Origin of the sequence: Paenibacillus sp. OK060 (genome assembly GCF_900101205.1) — a bacterium.
Lineage (GTDB): Bacteria > Bacillota > Bacilli > Paenibacillales > Paenibacillaceae > Paenibacillus > Paenibacillus marchantiae.
This window is the reverse complement of the sequence record NZ_FNFR01000017.1, coordinates 17,116-35,613: the sequence shown is the minus strand read 5'-3', so window position 1 is coordinate 35,613 and position 18,498 is coordinate 17,116. Positions and strand designations below refer to the sequence as shown.

Sequence of the window (18,498 nt, the reverse complement as noted above, 5' to 3'; positions counted from 1 at the left end):
CTGCTGCGTTCATCAACAACTAGATCCACTTTCTTTGAGCTTGGCCAGAATGAAATGTCTTAGCAAATGTTAATTGCCAGATAGTGTGTTCCTCAAAATCGCTTCTAATTCCTCACGTATTTCTTCTTGAGTCATGGTTTCTACCGGTTTATATTCTCCATAAATACTGTAATCTCCAGAGCCATTGTATAAAGATGCCTCATTACTCGAGTAATCGTTACCTTTTGGTTCGCTTGGTTCATTCGAAGTTGTTTGATTTTGATCTGATCTATAGTTTTCTGATGAGCTAGCATTATTCTTATAGATACCTACATAATCTTCAAAACTCATTAACGGTTCGGTTCGTCCAGCCTCATATGATTCATGACTGTATTTATAATAGGAAACCAGATCAGCATTGTGACCATTATAATTGCTTGGTATACGATATAACGATTCAAGTGATTTCTCATCTTCTCCATCTTGCCCGTAAACGTGGTACATGGAGTAATAATACATCATCTGAAGATCGTTGCTTGGTTCAGAAAGTTTATCTATTACATTTGCAACCTCCATGTATTGACCGGTTTCTAAATTATCGTTGATAGTGGACCAGATCTCTTCATCTTCAGGGGTTGACTGAACGATTGGTTCCCCACCACTAAATGCATATGAATATACTATTCTCTTCCCCCAGATTTCGTCCTTGTTCACCAGCGGCCCGGATAAGTTAGCGCCTTGTTCGCCAATCACATCTTTCACATTTCGAGGTTGAACATTGGCCGTAGGAGAAGTGATTTCGACACTATACTTACCACTTGGAACCCCCTGTCCACTTGAAGTGAACCATTCACTTTGAAACAATCCGTTCATTACATAGGCCTTTGATTGTGCGTTATATCCTTCTTCACTAGTAACTGTCAACATCAGTTCCATATCTGTCGGCAGGTTCGTTGTTCCACTAATAGCTAGATGATTATCTTTATTGAATTCCTCGTTAACAGAGATTTCAACATTAATAGGTTGTTGTTCCTGTACCTCAATTTCCTTTACTTCAGGCTTCACTTGCTCAGACTCCCCTTTTGAACACCCCACTAGGATGATGATCAATATACTCAGTAACATAAAACCACTTAGATATTTCATGTGTTGATTCTCCTTAGAAAGTTTCGTATGTTTATGTTTGATTTACTTATGTCTACAAAATGATAGATTGTAGTCCTCTTTGAACTTTCATTAAAAAATCCCCCAGATGGGGGATTATTTCACCTTAGTAAAATCAACTTTATAGGTTACAGATAATTCTTTACCTGCGTACATATAAACTAGCTCAGCTGGCTCGCTAAAATCGATCTTAGAATTATCAAAACTTACATTTAAGACTGACACATATGCTGGAGCTTCTGGCCATGATCCGCTCATTGAGACATTCTCCTTGCTGCTTATATCTTTTGCTTGGTAAACTTTACTCCCTTGTTTTAATACCACCTTTAGATTCTTCGTAAAAGTAACACTATTGCCATACGTGCGTAGCTCGAAATCTAATCTATTTAAGCCTTTATGCAGTGCTAAGAACTCTTTTTCATCCTTTAATGTATATGTATCATAATCGTTAAACTTTAGGAAAGAAGCTCTTACAATATTATAATATGGGGTCGATACCCACACATCTGGTTGCCATATTTCTAGTTTATCAATTGAGATCTTTAATTTTTGCTTATTATTGAAATCAATTACGGCATCATACCCGTTCTTCCCTATTGCAACTGCATTTTTGAGTTGCTGATCTGATAGATTGAAAATACTTGACTTTATTAGTTGCTTTTTGTTCTGCTGTGCTCGTAGTTTTAATGTTACTTGTGTTTGTATTACTAGCAGCTATGGCCCGATCCAGAAAATAGTGTTGACATAATAAGCAGAGATAAGTAACTTTTTCATCTAATCCTTCAAATATAGGTATTTAATATATACTATCCTATCCGTGGGTATAGGTAAATAGTTTTATTTTAGATAATGCTTTAGAACTATCCAGGATTCCATTAGGATACATATGAAATGTAAGTTGATTCTTTGATGCACTGCAGTATACATTGTGGTAACTAAACAAATAAATACAACTCTGTAAAAGAGTGTATTACGTTTCGTTGTGAGGTAGAGTCATATTAGTATTAATACTTAGTGTAAATATGTAAATAGTAAAGTTTGTTCCTACACCTTTTAGCGTATCTTATAACAAAGAGGATTCAGGATTGTAGTTGCTAGTTTCCATTAAGAAGTTTTTTTAATTGGGAGATGCGTCCTTGACTAATGCCTAGCTTTTCTGCAATTTGAAGTTGAGACAATGTGGGCTGTTATGCCATAAGTTCTTTCAACTATTTAAGTTTTACGGCCGTTTTGGGTCTTAATTCCGGATATTCATTGCTGGTTCCGGTTCTCTCATTGGATTGATTAGGGAGATCTTGTTTAGCAGCAGAAACGGTACGTTCCGAGGACGCAGAGGGTTTTGTTGTTTGAGGAACGAACTCTTGAGGAGTGTCGCCAGGGTGTTTTAAGTCTTGCGCACAGGTTCGGCAAATGAATTGTTCTTTTAAAATAAGTATCTGTATTCAGATCTCCGCAGAACACACATAATGTCGATGTATACCTTCGTAAAATTAATCTTATTCCCTCGGTGAAAAACTTAAGCGGATAACCGATATGAATTACCATCGTATCCCGCGTCACCTTGGAAGGACAATACGTCCAAGTCGATCCAAAGATCTCTTCATTCCAGTCCGTTTCATTCACGCATGATTATCACCACCCTAACTAACTGAAAGAGTGCTTCATGATTTATTTGCCCCAAAAGAAGCATCAAAAGGAGATCAATGATAATTTCAGAAAGAGAAATAATGTGGATTATCAAAGCAAAACTAACATCTGTTTCAAATGTCTCCACTTTCTTTGCTTTTTCGTAGCTATATCTTGTACAGTTGTGTATTAGTATTGGCTAAATTGTGTAATAAAATAAGCCATACTGTACCGATCCTCTGCTATTAGCCGATGTCTGGTGTAAGCACACACATGTATTGAGTTGACATAGAAAACAAATCAAAAAGTATGTCCGAGAACGAACAGCATTTGCTCAGGAGCTGGACGGCTATGAATTGCCGTCCTTTTTTATTACACCTTTTTGTACATTCTAGAACGATCCTATGGCTTATTAGCTTTTTAAATGTCCTTCACTTCGAATCCAAGAATAAAGCCATTGAACTGTTATTCCGTAATAATCAAAATAGCGTACAATATCCTTTATGTTTGAATATCCGTACCAATCGTTTTGATGTGCAAGCTCAACATTCTTTTTTGCACTTTCTGCTAGCTCCTCATCTTCCGAATCACACAAAAGAACAGATGCTAAAAATAATTGCCAACAATTCTCCTCATTAATAGTTAATTCTTTAATAGCTTTGGATAAAATACTTTCCAATTCTTTTACACTACACTTTTTCTGATTCTCAATAAAAAATCTTATTATAGAAAAGACTGTGATATTTTTATATTCACCATTTAACAGCCTTGAAGGGGAGACTTCAGCATGCTCTGCCTCATTTTTAATAAATTGTAAAAGTACCTCATCCGATGGGGCAAGACTCCTGTGTGTGTCCTCCCATTCTTCTTTCCAAGCATCTAAGCCAAGATGTAAAGCTATAGCTCTGGCAGTCATGGTTGAGATCTGTGAAGTGATAATGTGTGATTCATTCGTTAAATTAAAGAAAGGGGGGAGGGGCCAAATAAATTTATCTTTGTATGTTATCCTTCCATGAGCTATAGAATTGCGAATTTTTACAAGTTTGTTTATTAGAGCATAGGTTTGATCGTCAAGAAGATAGTGTCTTTTGAGAAAGTAGTTTATTTTAGTTGTAATTGAAGCCTCTTCACTTACAAGTATCTCCTTTAGTAAATTGAATTTAGAATTCACAGTATTCTCAAGGTTATTTCCTCTTTGATTGAGTATTTCAGATGCAAATGATATCAAAAATTCCTTTGTCTTTTCATGAGCTTCTCTTTTAAAGTCTTCATAGTAATATCCCACGAGTAGTTCAAAGATATGGAAGTGAGTAAGTATTGCCTCATCATGAAATGTATTCACTTCGCTCTCAAATTCCATATATAATGCTTTTCGCCATCTATCTAATAAAGTTATAATTAAAGATCTGAACTCTCTTTTCTCTAATTTTTCAAGCAGGACATTTAAATCATTGGAGTAATCATAACCTTCAAAAAAAAAACTTACCTTGTGAATCTCCTCCTTCAGGAAACTTCGACTCGTCATCTACAATGCGCTGTTCACTTCGCGAAAGTTGATAGACAGTAAATAGATGACCTGTAAAATAACTCAGTATTCCTTCTATTACCAACAAGTCTGGACGAATATACCGTTTTATCTCATGTGGGCCATCGATTTCATTGATTTCTTTAATACTTTCAATGACAAGTTGACCTTCAGAAGTGTACACATTAGCGCCGTTAAATCTAAATGCAACGTCAATGTCTATATGTTCCTCGTCGGATAATTTAAAAAAATCTCTGCAATGAATAATTCTTTCCATTTTATGTACACCACTTTTACTGATTTATTTTAAAATACGATAAGTTTTGTTGTAAGCAATGCAATTTCACCAATCTAATTATATCACCCCCAGACATTACTAAGCTTTAATTTTTATTATCCCCCACCCTGTGGCTAGTCAAAAATGGTATTGCTTATGTGCCGCAGTTAAGGCTCACAAAACCCGCCTGAAAATATCTGTACGCATAAAGGAACCCCCACCAGATCGGCGGGGCGTGACTGATATTGGAATGTAAATTTCATAATCCTAATCTCTATCAAATAATATTGTTTGAAAGAATGCCCCTATTCTTCTTACCCCTCCCGACAAAACCTTATTTCCCTAGTTACTATTGTTAAAGACCCCAAATACATTACTTGCCTTTGCCCATACTTTTCAAGATATGAACGAACATTTCTGCTTCCTTCAGAAGCTTTGAAGCCTTTTGTAGAGCGATCAGGAACTCACTATCTGTTCAATGGAAGTAGGCTTGAATATTTAAAAGCCTTAGTAGGTCGATTCATACATGCGCAATCTAAAGACAGCTTTTAGAGAAGGGATAATATTAGGTATACAATTTAATATTGTGTGTGCTTTGTTTTTAATCGCTACAATATCCTTTTCAGTCCTAAATCCCAAAGGAATATCCTCTTGTAAGTCTGAAATCCAGTAATTATGTGAATCTATGGAAAGTTCTCATATGAATTCTTGATGACCACTTTTTTCCAATACAGATATGAAAGGAATGCTTTGATATCGTAGCTTTTATCAAATGTATAAGCGAAATATTTTATGCAATCACGAAAAGCGACAACAATTTGCGATTTAATGAAGTTCAGATTAAAGAGTCAAATTTTCAGATAGAAGGGTTTATGTAATCTTTTCATCTGCTGAGACCAAGATTCATAAACTTCTATCATTGCCTAAAGTAATAAACGAGAATATCACATCGGAGATTGAGTCTAGTTAATGTAAAATGGCTCAATTCATAATTTTACATAGTCTCTGATTCAATGCTTCCAACCAAAGATTTTCTTTTTGTCTGAAATGGGTTTGCGATAATCTCTTCGTGCCCTCCATTATTCAGGAGCATTACTCCATTTATACAGCACTTTCTGAGCAACATATTTGATAAGTGCTAATTCCTTTTCTATTATTTCATCATTAAGATTAGGTATAAAATTAACATCCTTTGGTGCTTCTTTGGAGTGGATTAACGAACACCTAACTGTATAAATCCGTGTAGCTACTGATTGAACATCATCCGTAACATTTAATGGGATAAGAGCAGGATATTTCTCTGAAGGTTCTGTATAGTGGCTTCCCCTATCCGTGATTTCTTCAAGCCATGATATTACTTCTGAAGCAGTTATTGAGTTATTAGTTATATATTTTATTATTAAGAGTTCGTTTGGTTTTGGAAACATTGCTTCCTTTACGGCTCTTGTAAAGAAGAACTCAAGAACCTGATAATAAGCCAAATATTTATGTCTTGGTATCTTAGTATAGTTAGCAAAATTGAAATATCTTAAAGGAGTTTCCTCTAATTCATTACCACTTAAACATAACTGTGTTTTAGTAGCGTGCCCTTTTAAATTACTAGCACTTTCAAATCTTGACATTTTGAAGCCTAAGTCTAGATTAACATTACATTCAAATAAGATCTGTTCAATAAAATTATAGAATTGCTCAGTGTTTTTGAACAGTTTATCATTCCAAATCTGCAAGGTAATATCTTTCGCATTATTTCTTGCATGCTGGATAGTACCATAATCGTCCTCTACAATATATTGGTCATAAAAAGTATGCCAAAAAAGGTCACTCATCTGACCAATATGTCCTATCACTTCGCCATTCTTTTCTAATATTATTCCGCCCGTTTGTACATAATCATAGCCCTTAATTAACTTTTTCTTGGTTGATTCATCAGCAAATTCAATCAACACTTCATAGTAATTACCGCAATAAGCAGTTGAACTGTCATATCTAAAATAGCAATAAAACATTGCAGGACTCATATATTTCATGACATCATCGAACAGGTATCTATCCTCTGCAACAGTGATGCTTGAAGACGCTTGTTTTACTATTTCAACTTGTTTGGCCCAAGAAGCTTGACACTTAGCTATCATTCCGACTACATAATAGTTTTCAAAAAAAGAGTGTAATCTTCCGCACACCACGTATTTATCCATTCCTTTAGTCGCTCATCTTCAATATATCTGTGTCCATATAAACCGCCGCTCATGTGTATCACTCCTAACTCATTTACATCACCATAATTGCCCATATAAACGTAGAACCCTTCCACTCTGGACAAATCAGTAATATCAACATTCATGTGGCATATAACCACTTAGATCTCCCAAGCCTTTGTTTAATGTCTAATAATAATCAGCTTTATTATAAAGAACACCATACTCCTCTAACGGCGCAAAGGCTTCTTATTACAGAGATATGTTTAGTACTACGAAAAGGTTGATATTGAGATTAATATCGATATCTATTATAAAATTTAGCTGGGTAGCTCACTTTGGTTTGGTAGCTAAAATCTTTTCGAATCCGCAAATCAATGATTAAATCACAATTGGAATTACCTTTGAAGTTGGGGTTGTAAAGTAGCCTTCACAAACAAACATTGTCAAATATTCTTGGGTTATTTTTGATTTTGGTAACAGAGCAACTATAGTAACTTTGTAGTCTGATTAGCGTATTCTTGGAATCTGCCGCTAAGGTTAAGTGTAGTATCTTCATTCAACAGCTTTATTAAAACGATTTTGCTTAGTAAATGGGCTAACTTGAATAGTTTTTATAACTCTTGGACCAAATTACAAAGAAACTGGAAGGATTCCACTCGAGTCAAAGAATCATCACATTGATATCCCTCCAAGGTTGAAGCTATTTTCCCTGTCGAGTACCCCATATCTAAGAGAAAACGTAAGGCATGCTGTGTGTTGCTAAAACCTTTACTCTCAAAGAGAGTAGAGGAATATGAAAATTATCAACTGAAGTTACGAACTCGATTGTCTTTTGAAGCAATCTTAGCACATTTGACTTACAACTATTATTTTTCCCTATAATAGCGTTCAGTTCCTTATATCGTTTAGAATACTCTATTCTGTACAAAAACTGCTGTAGTTTGCTATTCTTATTCCTTTAATTCACATATAAACACACTCATTTTCAGTAGATTTATCATCTTGTTCAGTCATACTTTCGTCTATCTCCTGATTAAGTTCTTTCAATAAGTGATTTATTCTGTAAAAATCCTTCTCAGATATCGTTAATTGGTTTCTGAGGGTTAAGTGAAAATACGAGGAAAGTATTGCAGGGAAAAGCACAATTAAATTTGTGTTCCCTCAAAAATATCAGAAATATTACTCAAGCGAAATAGTTTTAAATTCTACCTTTCCGAATTTCCTTTAAAATTATTTTGAAATCTTCTAAACGAGCAATCTTTTCTTCTGAATATTTGATTTTCAATGCCCTGGTTATATATTTTTCACCTTCTTTGCACATTTTTTTTATATATTCAATGTCTCTGTTGTTCTGATCAAGAAGTTTAACTACAGTTATAATTTGGATATATGCGAGAGTTTCCAAGGCAGTTTCAAGTTCAGGATGAAAATGATCTTTGAAAAAGACTTCGTCGATTCTCAACGAACGAAAAATCCACTGTTTTCCTTCTTCGTATTTTTTTCTTTCAACTAAGACACGCCCATATTTCAAAAATAAGATTCCTATGTCTGGATGGTCCAAATCAAAATATTTCCTCCTAATTTTATAAGCAATCTTATAATTCTCAATAGCTTTATGATGAAATCCATTTACTGAATAGGCATCTGCTAAATTTTGATATCTGTAAGCGAGCACAGGATGCTTTTCACCTAAGAATTTTTTATCGATATTCAAGGATTTGTGCAATGATAAAATTGCCCATTTAGTTTTTTTTCGCTTCATTAGCACAACTGATAAGTTATTATAAAGAGCACCAGCTTTAGTTGTATCTAGTTGACCAGATAACTTTAGGATATTCAAGGCTTTAAAATAATATTTATAAGCTCCTTTTTTATTCATCTTCTCAAGAATCAATCCAAAATTGTTTAAAAAGTGAAATTTTTTCGTGTTGTCTTTAGGGTTTAGATGTTCAACTAATTCAAGAGAACGTGATAATTTGTCATAAGACTCTTCAAGCTTACCCAGATCCATGTCCAATCGTCCGGAATTCATTAAACAGATCGCATATTCCAAACTACTCGTAAGATTTTGTTGTTCAAGAATAGATAGTGCTTGATTGTAATAAAGAGAAGCCTCCAGATATTTATTTTGATGTTTTAGGGCCATTCCCATATTACTTAGCACGCAAGCCTTAGATATTTCATCAATTTCGGGTAATAACATATATTTTGCCCAGATAAATTCATTCAAGGCGAAGGATTCTGGATATCGTGCAATCTCAGTTAAGTAATTTGAAGTAATATTCAGCAACTCTAGAAAATCCACGTCTTTCATATTATCCTCGTAGTGTAATGCTAATACCTCTATATGCTTGACTAAGTCTGCTTTTTTTCGATATTCGATAGGATTAGAACCTCCTTCTTGAATTAATCGTTTAAATAACCTCGTCATTTGTCTATACCAATTTTTCTTTTCTTCTAGTGTTAATCTCTCTCGAATCGTTGACTGTAAGAGTCTATGTATACTCAAAGCATTTGTTTGAACATGTTCATTAATGAACGAGTATCCTAATAGCGCAACTCGAACATCGTAATATAATAATTCATCTTCAAACAGTGAAACAAGTTCAGTAACCTCTGTTTGTTTATCAAACCATTCGAGGGAGATATAATCTGAAGACAAAAAAGACAATAGGATCATAAAATCTAAACTTTTTGGTTGAATGCTTACCAATTCGTCAAGAATAATATTAATTAAGTTTTCAAAGCTTTTATCAGTTGAATAAACAGATCCGATCCTCTTTTTCACATCTATCGGCCTTTCTAAAAGAAGTTGATAGACTTGTTGAAATGTCTTTTTTGAGTGACGAACAAAAGAACCACTATGCATAATGGATAAAGGCAAATTACCGAAATACTCCGTTATTTTTATCGCGTACATGTCTTTCTCTCGCCCGGATGTCTGAAGGAGTAACTCTATTGAATCGTCTTCTAATAATGGTTCTAATTCTAGATGTGATTTTTCGTTTTCAACGAGTTTATCTTGACTCGTCACAAGTACATGTCCTGATTTCATACTCGGTAAAAGAAATCTTAGCTCACTTTGGGATTTTAAATTATCAAAAATAAACAAATAACCTTGGTTTTGTTCCATCCAATTACGAAGATATCCTAAAATTGAGTCATTATTAATGTTATCTAATCTGTTAATATTTTCCATTACCTCTTTCATGAATAGATACAAGTCTTCATACATTAACCCTGCGCTCTCTGACCGGACCCAACATATTGTTTGATAATCATCTTTATAAGTTGTTAGATACTGTACGGCTAACTGTGTTTTTCCAATCCCTGGCATTCCAGTTATGAATACATTTCTAGACTCTTGTAGCTTGGTGCGAATACTTTGTAATTCATTACTTCTGCCAAAAAAATTCTGAGCTATTAAAAAACGATGATTTATGATTTTTGTGGATTTCTTGTTCGTGTTATAGCTGTTTAGTTCTTGATAGTCCCTCACGCAAAATGCTTCTACCCACTGCATTCCAAAGAAATCCTCTACTAAAGTAGGATTCCCTTTTAATTTTTGCGAAAGTTTGTTGCTATCCCATATTTCAAGCTCAATATTATAGTTTCGTAAAATTACTCTTTGACTTTCTATCTCGTCAGCTCGTCCTTTTGAAATCATACTTTCAGAAGTGCATAAGACAAATGTATTGGTTTTATTTACCCATTCATTTTTTAAGAACTTCGCAACTGCTTCTTTGACCTTTTCCGGGCCAAAGTTTTTTACTTTTTTACACTGAAACACCTTATATGTAGTATAAGATTCCTCTTGTGCATAGATATCAATACCTGATTGTTCTTGGCCCCTTTCCCCATAAGATTGAGAATGTATAATTTTTGAATCCGTAAGAATTAGCTTTAAACACAATTTCTCAAAATTCTCCCAAGTAAGCTCTGAAAAAGGCAATTGTTGAATTTTTGTTTCTACTGGTGGCTCTATTAATGTTTGGGTAGTATTCTTTGATAGAATGTTATTAATTAGTTGATCCAATGATCTACACTCCTTTTAATCTTGCCACTGCCGTATCAACGTTGATAATCCGATTATATTGTGCTCCAGTTACATATGTATTCAGCAACTTGGCTTCAATCTCCTACTAGATCCAAAGTCTTCTTAGATCATGTTTTTAGAGAGAAAAGTCGTCTTTATTTACAAAACGATCCAAATTTTTCTGTGATATTGACTTGCCGCAACACCAGAATATTCTATCCATAGATTAAGCTTTTTCATCCGTTCATCTGTTGAGCCAGAAATTGATGTGTCTTCCTCTCAATAAACGTGATCACTTTGTTTTCGACGTTGCAAAATTACCCATGACTGTGGGAGTGTGCAGTCCGAACACTTTCGACCGTTTGCTAATCGATCCAATGAGGAATTGGACACTAATTAAATATGATTATTGACGCCTAGAGTAGAAATAGCCCCAACAAGCAAAATCGATATGCATTTTGTTTTACCATCAATTGGTCAAAAGGTTGTTTTCATTCAGATACTTTAATTGTTCTCCAATACCTAGTCCTTCTAAGGGTATGGCACAAATAATTCCTTTCAATTCAAGAAGCGGAATAAGATATTGACGATATTTTTGCCCTGCATAAAAATCAATGTGACTAACATCTAGAGTGAGAATGTTTTTTGCTACTTCCTTAGCCCAAGCTTTTCGTTCATCGGATTTCATGTTATTTAAAGTTATATCGTAGGGTTCAATAAGTTCATCTTTTTCGATAAGACCATATTTAGCCGATAAAATATACCAATCCGTATATTCGCATTGTCTTATCAATTGTATAACTTTTGAAAACAAAGCTGACTTATTGTACATAGTCTGGGCTTCACAAAGGAAATTCTGTTTTATCTTAGTACAACTTACTAGCGCAATTTTGCTAATTTTACACACCATCCTTGTTTAGAAGGGAGTCACTATAGTGATAAGAGGCGATCGCTATCATTTCTTTTTCAATCGCTGGTAATGAACCCGAGAGGCCAGACATACCAACTTGTCCTTCAAACCAAGGACAGATATAAAAATTTACTGATTTCTTTAGTATGGGAGGATCATAGGAGGTAAACAAGGACTCTGCCCACCTCTCATATTTTTTCGAAGGTTTCTTATAGCCTTCAAATTTAAAAAGAACGTGACTCAAGTCTCCGATATGATATGCAAGTCCATCTCCCCACCTTGCAAACATATGAGAGTTTTTACGGATGTTCTTTATGTTTGCACTGAGTTCATTTTTAACCCCTTTTTTATCTGCCTTACCTATATATAAGGGAATAAAATTATCTAAATCCCCTGTTCCCATAACGTAAATGATTCCCTCCCATCTCGGATCATTGATATTTGACTCAATCGTATCAATGATAGCATCCTCCATGAGAGTAGACCGTTTGAGTAGTCGTCTTTCAGTTTGGTTTACAATTTTCAATTTGGTTTCTACAAGTAAAGAGTCAGCATCTGTCTCAAATAACGGAACAAACGAATACCCTCTGTTTGACTTAAGCCATTCATTAAATGAAATCATCGTCTATTCCCTTCGTGATTTAAAAGAGTATTTGGATAAGTGTCGGATATCAAACTCACAAGCTGGTATTCTACTGAACCAATGGTGCAAGGAAATCCCGGGATTGGTGGTTGAGACAAAACGGAATCTGGAACAACAAATAAGCCAACTTCATATTTGAATTTACCAGTAGTATCTAGTAGCAGCGAACGCCACTTTTCATACAAGCCCTGTCCCCTCACTAGGCCTTTAAAATGAGCTTTCCAACGATTGAGAGGGTTTTTACTTCGCCCAACATAAACTGGTACGATATCTAATTCAGACACAATATATAAGATATAAATGTTATCTCGAAAGCTACCTTCGATTAATTGTTCTATTTGTTTTAGAATAACGGTCTGTTCTAGATTCACGTTTACTAAAGGAAATGAAAATGAATATTGTTGATGGTTATTTAGCCATTGTTTTAGAAGATCCTTTTTAGTTAACATTTGTGCACTCCAAGGTATGTATTATTGAGTTGAACAATTGATATTAATACAGTGGTATACGCTCTCTAACTTGATTCAAAGAGCGTGGAGAGAGAGCGCCCTCCACGGAGTGTTATAGATTTAAATATTTAATGTATTATTGCTTGAAGCGAATTTCGTGGATGCAACCAAACCTTCAAAAGTCTATACGGGTATGTAAGTAATTCCGTTAATGGCTTTTGGAGGAGTACTCAATGTAGAAGACTTGCTATTCTAGAATACCATTTTTACTGTCATACGGTATTGTTACTTTGTACTTTTCTTTTTGTTCCACTCCCAAGATCATATGTAAATGAGCACCTAGAGCTTTTGAAATGTCAAGCAATGAAACCAAATTACTTTCTTCATATCGTAGAAGTTTGTTCGTGAATTCCACTTTCTTATCATTCACAAAAACCTTTATAGACGTGTGTGAATTGAGGCTTAAAAGGACTTCCACCATCATATTGATAATCTCCGTATACTAGTCCTAATTTGGCACAATTGATCCAATATGTATGACCACCATTTTCATCAGTTCCACCCTGGATGTGCTAATACACTTCTTTTTATTTGATGTTCCTTTAAACTTTGTTTCGACCTGTACATCTCTAAAGCAATTTTCTTTTGGGTACCCTCCAATTTTAGATTCTCGATCTATCGCTTGATCGGCAGCCGTAATAGAGCTCGCTCGTAGAAAGAATGTATGTCTGTTTTCGTCTTCTGCTGATCAATTCAATTCCTCCAATAAAAAAGCCGATCCAGTGAGGGAACGACTTTAATGTGATATGTACGTTGTTAGCGTAATTCCTCAAACATAGTCGAAAATAATTCGCTCTCATTCCTAGCTAATTCTCTTATGCACTCGTCTTTACATTTCCCGTTTTCTTTGAAGCCGACAACTTTTCTTTCATTGCGAGCAACATCTCAACAAGTTCATCCCTAGCAATCAGCCTAACCCCGTTTGATTTAGCAAGCTGATATGCCTGTTCAGTATAGTTGCTATTTGTAACAACCCATGCTCCATTTGCTCTGTAGTGTGCCTTAGCTCCTTGAACCTCTTGGACAGCTTTTAAGCCAACATTTTTTTTATAACGTTTAGCTTGTACAACGATTCGTTTTCCATCTTTGGAGATAACCAGATCGGCGCCATAATCACCTGCAGCTTTTGTCACTTCTGCCCTATACCCTTGTGAACGAAACAGATGTCCAAGATAGTGTTCAAACTGCACTCCATCCATTTTATCAATCTCGGCAATCCCTGACCTCTTCAGTCGTTCAGCACGCTTTTGTTGAATGATAACCATTAAAACAATAATCCCAACAACTCCAAGAAATCCAACGACAAGTGACGCTTGCCAAGATTTTGTTAAAGAATATGTCCCTACAATACCTCCCAGCATTGCCATGCCGGCTAATCCTTGGAATAACTCTTCTTCCTGTTTTGCCTTGCTTTTCCTTCTTGCCATAACTTCTCCCCCAAGCATGTAAATTGTACTTAAACATATTTCGACACTTGGGACTAATTTCCTGCAATGAATAGAAGATAAAGAACGCCTGGTAAGCTGCATGTACAGCTTTGTATATCATTCACGCCTTTTATGCTCCAAATGCATCCCGAAAAAATGGTCTTGTGGGGTTCAACATAGTCTCAAGATAGGTCAAAGTTTGGTTCGTAATTTTACAGCGAATATACTATTTTACTAAAAGTAAAACGAGCCCTAAATTCTTTAAGGCTCGTTTTACTTTTTCAGTTTATTCGAAAGTTACACTCTCACTTTTATTGTTCCAATCAATTTTAAATATGATTGGGTCTTTGGTTTTCTCAGAATCGGTCACCAATCCAGATATCTTAAATGGTGTTTCCTGTGTCGCATAAGCCTTACCTTCTTGGTCTATATTCGTACCAGTTACACCATATACCAGATCATCTATTTGGGTCTCATCCCCAATATATGTGATGCCAAATGACCCTGTTGATCTCTGGAATGCGACATCCCAATGCTCACTTTTAACATGTTTAATATCACCATTTCCACATGCTCCTAATACAATCAAAAGAAAAGTTAAACAAATAATTAATGATAATTTTCTTCTCACATTACATCCCTCCTATCTAATAATAACCTAAAATGTGTATTTTTATTCAATATATGATAACTCGGTTAATTAAGAACCGGAATAACAAATCCAAAATTTAGGAGGAACAAGATGAAAAACAGAAAGAAGTTATTTAGTTGGTTATTAGCAACAATGATGTTATTTTGCTCCGTATCTGCTGCAGCCGCTTCACCAAACGAAGTAGTATTTCCAAATGATTCAACCGTTCCAGACGGCTTCAAAGTAATTAAGGAATATGATACCACAGACGAAAGTAATAAAGTTGATATGCAAGTAGAAGGACGTAGCTTCAACCCTGAAAATGAAATTAATACTAATAATTTTAGTACATCCCAATCTATCAACGCTACAGAAGAAGTAGATTATGATATTCTAACAAACGAAACATATATCTACAGAGATTTACAAAATATCGAAACAGGCGAAGTATTAACTCAATTTAAGACCGATATGGTAGTAGAAGCTGACCCCTTTCATTGGACAGGCGGGAACAAAAATAGCGACAATACAGTCAAATTAACAATTACATTGTACTACCATTCACAGACTAAAAATCGTTTCATATACAACTGTTTGGATAAGGCATACTATCGGTATGATAAAGGTACCAATTGGAATATCAATAATGCTATTCCGTCAGGAACAAATTCATGCCAGTTAACCCAAATTGGACCTGGGATCGACACAAAAGGTAAGAAGCAGATATCTAATTGTTCTCTAAATGCTGGTGCAATAGACTTTGGAAAAACTTTCTTAGCAACTGCTCCTTCAAGTTGGATTGATGTTCAAGATGGAGGATTGGCTACTGATGTTGGCATTAAAGTGCAAGCCGGTTTTCTAAATCAGTCAAATAACAATAAGATCTTCAACTATGGGTGGGATTTGAAGATTAGAGGTCAAAGTCCTATTTGACGTTTTTATGTGGGAAGCTAAGATCCAATTGGATCTTAGCTTCCCACATTTTTTAGGTTAGGATGAAACTTATGATTTCAATTCACCCACCTACAAACAAACTTTACTATTTCGCTTACAAAAGTGTGGAAATTGCCCGTTTCAGGTCTTTTATGAATTAAAAATCACTATAAATATCGGTTGTGGGAAGTAACACCTTCAAAATGTACAATTTGAGTTAGGAAGTTTAAACTATGGTTTAAATGAAACCATCAAAGTCAAAGAAGCCAAACATTATTACGATTGACTTCAGATGGATTTTTGAGCTATCGTTTCCCGTTTCACTTAAAAATATCACCAAAACACCAAAATTCTAAGAATTTTCTGCATACTTATTGGGTAACATCTGATCCGTTTATGGGTTAAGTCCCATCACTCCATTTCATTGATTATAGGCCACGGAATGTTGAGTTGGAAGATAACTCACGAATCTTTCACAGAGGAACTGTCACACTTGGTCTTTCAATCTGTCATAGCAAAAAAACGATCAGGTACCGAAAATACCTTGATCGTTTTATTTTTTCCGTGATCCTAACCTAACTTTGCTGCCACGTAACGTTTTACGATATTCTGCGAATTAACAGCCTTAGTCACTGTGTTTATCAGTTTAAGAGTAAATTTGGGATACCACCAACGATTCCGCACTAATCACTCTCATGAATATCAATTCCACCTTTTTGAAAGGGATTGGTTTTCTCTCCCATTCCTTCTTTCACGCGAAAATTTGCAGCTACTGATGGAAGAAAATATACCAAATTCATAAAATGATTAGTGCTCAATCGTAGAAAGCGCAAATTGTAAAAATGCTGGTGTAATAAAAAAATTGTTCCTTATAAATGTATTTCATATTAGGCTCATAGGATATCAGTCATCCACTCATATAGTTCAAGTTGATAACCACTATCCTCTCCACCCCAATTTCTTGGATGCCAAGGCTGGTTGCTAGAAGTAAACCTCATTGCAAAAATAGTTTTTTCATGTTTATTAACGATCTCAAGAACCTCAGCGATTGTATCTTTGTATTGACCTTTTAGTTTTGATTTATTAGCACCCCAAGCTATTATGACATGTTTAATGCAAGGATTCCCCTCTAGTATTTCATCAATTGTTTGCTTGTTTTTATCCATGAGCTTTTGATAATTGGATGTCTGAATATGTTGATTCAACTGCCGGGGGTCTTTAGCGTAAAACGGAGTTTGCTACAAAAACCCCTAAGTATTTTCCGTGACAAAAGTCCAATACATTATTAATTGTCATGTCAGAATTTAATTCATTAGCCTTACTAGGATTCCTCATTATTATAAGGACTTGGTTATTGTTATCTTGTATTCTAAAAGGCACATACATGGAGAATCTATGTTCGTTATCACCGTCAATTAATATATTATCCTTATCAACATAGTCTTTGTAAGTGTATGCCATATACTCACTCTTTCATTTCTCTCCATGGTCGTTCTAGGAGATTTTTTTGTTTTATTTGAATCCATGTCCATTTGTGGGATGCTTCTATAACTAAATAATAGTCCATAAAAATGAAAATGATGTTTTCTCGCCCAAATCTGAGGCTTGTTTGTTTACTTTTGAGATATAAATCAATTCACCTAGAATGATACATAGCAATTCTTCAATAAAAAGGAATTCAGATTTTGAATATTTTATATATCTCAATCCACATTTAACAGGTGAATAAGATGCAAAGCCACTTAGCAGAATATTAAGATTCATCAGCTTGTTGTTCAGTGTTTAACCATCTCTTATACGGCTGAGTCAATTGTACGCATGGATGTTGCAGCAGAAACATTAAACTATCCATGGTTAGTTAAAAAGCAGCCGATCATGTTGAGATCTGCTGCCTTGATGCTTCAAATGAACCCTCAATTCCGTTTAGCTCATATGACAAGTAAACATGATTTTAATTCATTCCAAAGATAGGGGGCCACAAAGGGTGTTCCTCCAAATTTAATAACTAGCCATGTGGTCTTCTATTTGGTGAAGTATCTCCTTTGAATCAACCATTGATTTAATCTTTGAAAGCAAGGTCTCGCCTTGATTATTCTTTATTGTCAGATCGGCCCCTGACTCAACCATGATATCCATCGTATCAAGAAACACATCGATCGGTATATTACCACGAACAGCAAATTTCATTAGAGGAGTATCCCCTTCTTGATTTATTTCATTTGGATCTGCGCCTTTACCCAAAAAGTATTTAATTGCTTTAATATTGGCTAGATCAGAGGCAAGAAAGAATGGAGTCTCGCCATATTTATCTTTTAAAGTAAAGTCAGCTCCCGCTTCTACTAAAGCTTCTATCATTTCTATATCCAAGTTATATATAGCAGCATGGAGAACTGTAGACCCCTTATACAGGTTATTTATTGATCCATCATTTGACTTGGTGAGCTCTTTTACCTTTGCTAAATCATTGTCATAGACGGCTTGAAATAATGCTGGAACCTTGTCGGTGTCACCGGTATCATTTGAACAACCCACAAGCAATAAAAGTAAGAAGATAAAACAACCTAATTTCTTATACACTAAATAGTCCCCCACTATGTTTAATTTCTATTCGGTATATCATCTATGAAAAATTAATACTCT

Annotated in this window: 16 protein-coding genes and 1 pseudogene; 1 reads left to right on the top strand and 16 read right to left on the bottom strand. The window is 35.0% G+C overall.

All coding sequences use genetic code 11. From position 1 onward, the window contains the following. Nucleotides 1-69: 69 nt before the first annotated feature. From BLS14_RS31570 to BLS14_RS31515, 13 genes are all read right to left on the bottom strand, one after another. Entirely contained in the window at nucleotides 70-1,125 is a 1,056-nt protein-coding gene (locus tag BLS14_RS31570; protein ID WP_090955781.1) for a hypothetical protein, read from the bottom strand. A gap of 114 nt (nucleotides 1,126-1,239) precedes the next feature. Then, the gene (locus BLS14_RS32900) at nucleotides 1,240-1,647 is read right to left on the bottom strand and encodes a hypothetical protein (protein WP_090955779.1); all 408 of its coding nucleotides are present in this window, start codon (nucleotides 1,645-1,647) and stop codon (nucleotides 1,240-1,242) included. A 590-nt stretch (nucleotides 1,648-2,237) separates the two neighbouring features. Next, nucleotides 2,238-2,321, bottom strand: coding sequence for a sigma factor-like helix-turn-helix DNA-binding protein (locus tag BLS14_RS32395; RefSeq protein ID WP_256336783.1), 84 nt, complete (start codon nucleotides 2,319-2,321; stop codon nucleotides 2,238-2,240). A gap of 860 nt (nucleotides 2,322-3,181) precedes the next feature. After that, nucleotides 3,182-4,294 (bottom strand): hypothetical protein, encoded by a 1,113-nt coding sequence (locus BLS14_RS31560; RefSeq protein WP_143021613.1) that lies wholly within the window; start codon nucleotides 4,292-4,294, stop codon nucleotides 3,182-3,184. Further along, nucleotides 4,239-4,571: a hypothetical protein gene (locus BLS14_RS31555; protein WP_090955775.1), complete on the bottom strand. Its 333-nt coding sequence runs from the start codon at nucleotides 4,569-4,571 to the stop codon at nucleotides 4,239-4,241. Before BLS14_RS31555 ends, BLS14_RS31560 begins: the two co-directional genes overlap by 56 nt. Before the next feature lie 1,079 nt (nucleotides 4,572-5,650). After that, the gene (locus BLS14_RS31550) at nucleotides 5,651-6,766 is read right to left on the bottom strand and encodes a hypothetical protein (protein WP_090955773.1); all 1,116 of its coding nucleotides are present in this window, start codon (nucleotides 6,764-6,766) and stop codon (nucleotides 5,651-5,653) included. Nucleotides 6,767-7,967: 1,201 nt separating this feature from the next. Further along, nucleotides 7,968-10,805: a tetratricopeptide repeat protein gene (locus tag BLS14_RS31545; RefSeq protein WP_090955771.1), complete on the bottom strand. Its 2,838-nt coding sequence runs from the start codon at nucleotides 10,803-10,805 to the stop codon at nucleotides 7,968-7,970. 469 nt (nucleotides 10,806-11,274) lie between these two features. Next, a complete protein-coding gene (locus BLS14_RS31540) occupies nucleotides 11,275-11,715 on the bottom strand; it encodes a DUF6884 domain-containing protein (RefSeq protein ID WP_090955769.1) in 441 nt (146 codons plus the stop codon). Then, complete coding sequence (locus tag BLS14_RS31535; protein WP_090955767.1) at nucleotides 11,705-12,337, bottom strand: hypothetical protein; 633 nt, start codon at nucleotides 12,335-12,337, stop codon at nucleotides 11,705-11,707. The genes BLS14_RS31540 and BLS14_RS31535 overlap by 11 nt, the downstream gene beginning before the upstream one ends. Further along, nucleotides 12,334-12,807 (bottom strand): GIY-YIG nuclease family protein, encoded by a 474-nt coding sequence (locus BLS14_RS31530; protein ID WP_090955766.1) that lies wholly within the window; start codon nucleotides 12,805-12,807, stop codon nucleotides 12,334-12,336. The genes BLS14_RS31535 and BLS14_RS31530 overlap by 4 nt, the downstream gene beginning before the upstream one ends. Before the next feature lie 247 nt (nucleotides 12,808-13,054). Continuing rightward, nucleotides 13,055-13,291, bottom strand: coding sequence for a hypothetical protein (locus BLS14_RS31525; protein ID WP_090955764.1), 237 nt, complete (start codon nucleotides 13,289-13,291; stop codon nucleotides 13,055-13,057). A 391-nt stretch (nucleotides 13,292-13,682) separates the two neighbouring features. Continuing rightward, on the bottom strand, nucleotides 13,683-14,294 hold the full coding sequence (locus tag BLS14_RS31520; protein ID WP_090955762.1) for a restriction endonuclease: 612 nt from the start codon (nucleotides 14,292-14,294) through the stop codon (nucleotides 13,683-13,685). Between the two features lie 286 nt (nucleotides 14,295-14,580). After that, a complete protein-coding gene (locus tag BLS14_RS31515) occupies nucleotides 14,581-14,925 on the bottom strand; it encodes a hypothetical protein (protein WP_090955760.1) in 345 nt (114 codons plus the stop codon). A gap of 111 nt (nucleotides 14,926-15,036) precedes the next feature. On the opposite strand from BLS14_RS31515, the gene BLS14_RS31510 reads away from it, so the two are divergent. Further along, a complete protein-coding gene (locus BLS14_RS31510; RefSeq protein ID WP_090955758.1) occupies nucleotides 15,037-15,858 on the top strand; it encodes a hypothetical protein in 822 nt (273 codons plus the stop codon). Between the two features lie 893 nt (nucleotides 15,859-16,751). On the opposite strand, the pseudogene BLS14_RS31505 reads toward BLS14_RS31510, so the two are convergent. The 3 genes and pseudogenes from BLS14_RS31505 to BLS14_RS31495 form a co-directional block, all read right to left on the bottom strand. Continuing rightward, nucleotides 16,752-17,072 (bottom strand): annotated as a pseudogene (locus BLS14_RS31505) (DUF1643 domain-containing protein); the annotation flags it as partial. A 4-nt stretch (nucleotides 17,073-17,076) separates the two neighbouring features. Further along, a complete protein-coding gene (locus tag BLS14_RS33670; RefSeq protein WP_371121730.1) occupies nucleotides 17,077-17,244 on the bottom strand; it encodes a DUF1643 domain-containing protein in 168 nt (55 codons plus the stop codon). A 612-nt stretch (nucleotides 17,245-17,856) separates the two neighbouring features. Beyond that, nucleotides 17,857-18,435: an ankyrin repeat domain-containing protein gene (locus tag BLS14_RS31495; RefSeq protein ID WP_176854903.1), complete on the bottom strand. Its 579-nt coding sequence runs from the start codon at nucleotides 18,433-18,435 to the stop codon at nucleotides 17,857-17,859. Nucleotides 18,436-18,498 lie beyond the last annotated feature (63 nt).

Bases quoted from the DNA above. Each gene is read 5' to 3' on its own strand.
- BLS14_RS31570 (WP_090955781.1), bottom strand. From the start codon at position 1,125: ATGAAATATCTAAGTGGTTTTATGTTACTGAGTATATTGATCATCATC.
- BLS14_RS31560 (WP_143021613.1), bottom strand. From the start codon at position 4,294: ATGACGAGTCGAAGTTTCCTGAAGGAGGAGATTCACAAGGTAAGTTTT.
- BLS14_RS31555 (WP_090955775.1), bottom strand. From the start codon at position 4,571: ATGGAAAGAATTATTCATTGCAGAGATTTTTTTAAATTATCCGACGAG.
- BLS14_RS31550 (WP_090955773.1), bottom strand. From the start codon at position 6,766: ATGGATAAATACGTGGTGTGCGGAAGATTACACTCTTTTTTTGAAAAC.
- BLS14_RS31540 (WP_090955769.1), bottom strand. From the start codon at position 11,715: ATGGTGTGTAAAATTAGCAAAATTGCGCTAGTAAGTTGTACTAAGATA.
- BLS14_RS31535 (WP_090955767.1), bottom strand. From the start codon at position 12,337: ATGATTTCATTTAATGAATGGCTTAAGTCAAACAGAGGGTATTCGTTT.
- BLS14_RS31530 (WP_090955766.1), bottom strand. From the start codon at position 12,807: ATGTTAACTAAAAAGGATCTTCTAAAACAATGGCTAAATAACCATCAA.
- BLS14_RS31525 (WP_090955764.1), bottom strand. From the start codon at position 13,291: ATGATGGTGGAAGTCCTTTTAAGCCTCAATTCACACACGTCTATAAAG.
- BLS14_RS31520 (WP_090955762.1), bottom strand. From the start codon at position 14,294: ATGGCAAGAAGGAAAAGCAAGGCAAAACAGGAAGAAGAGTTATTCCAA.
- BLS14_RS31510 (WP_090955758.1), top strand. From the start codon at position 15,037: ATGAAAAACAGAAAGAAGTTATTTAGTTGGTTATTAGCAACAATGATG.
- BLS14_RS33670 (WP_371121730.1), bottom strand. From the start codon at position 17,244: ATGTATGTGCCTTTTAGAATACAAGATAACAATAACCAAGTCCTTATA.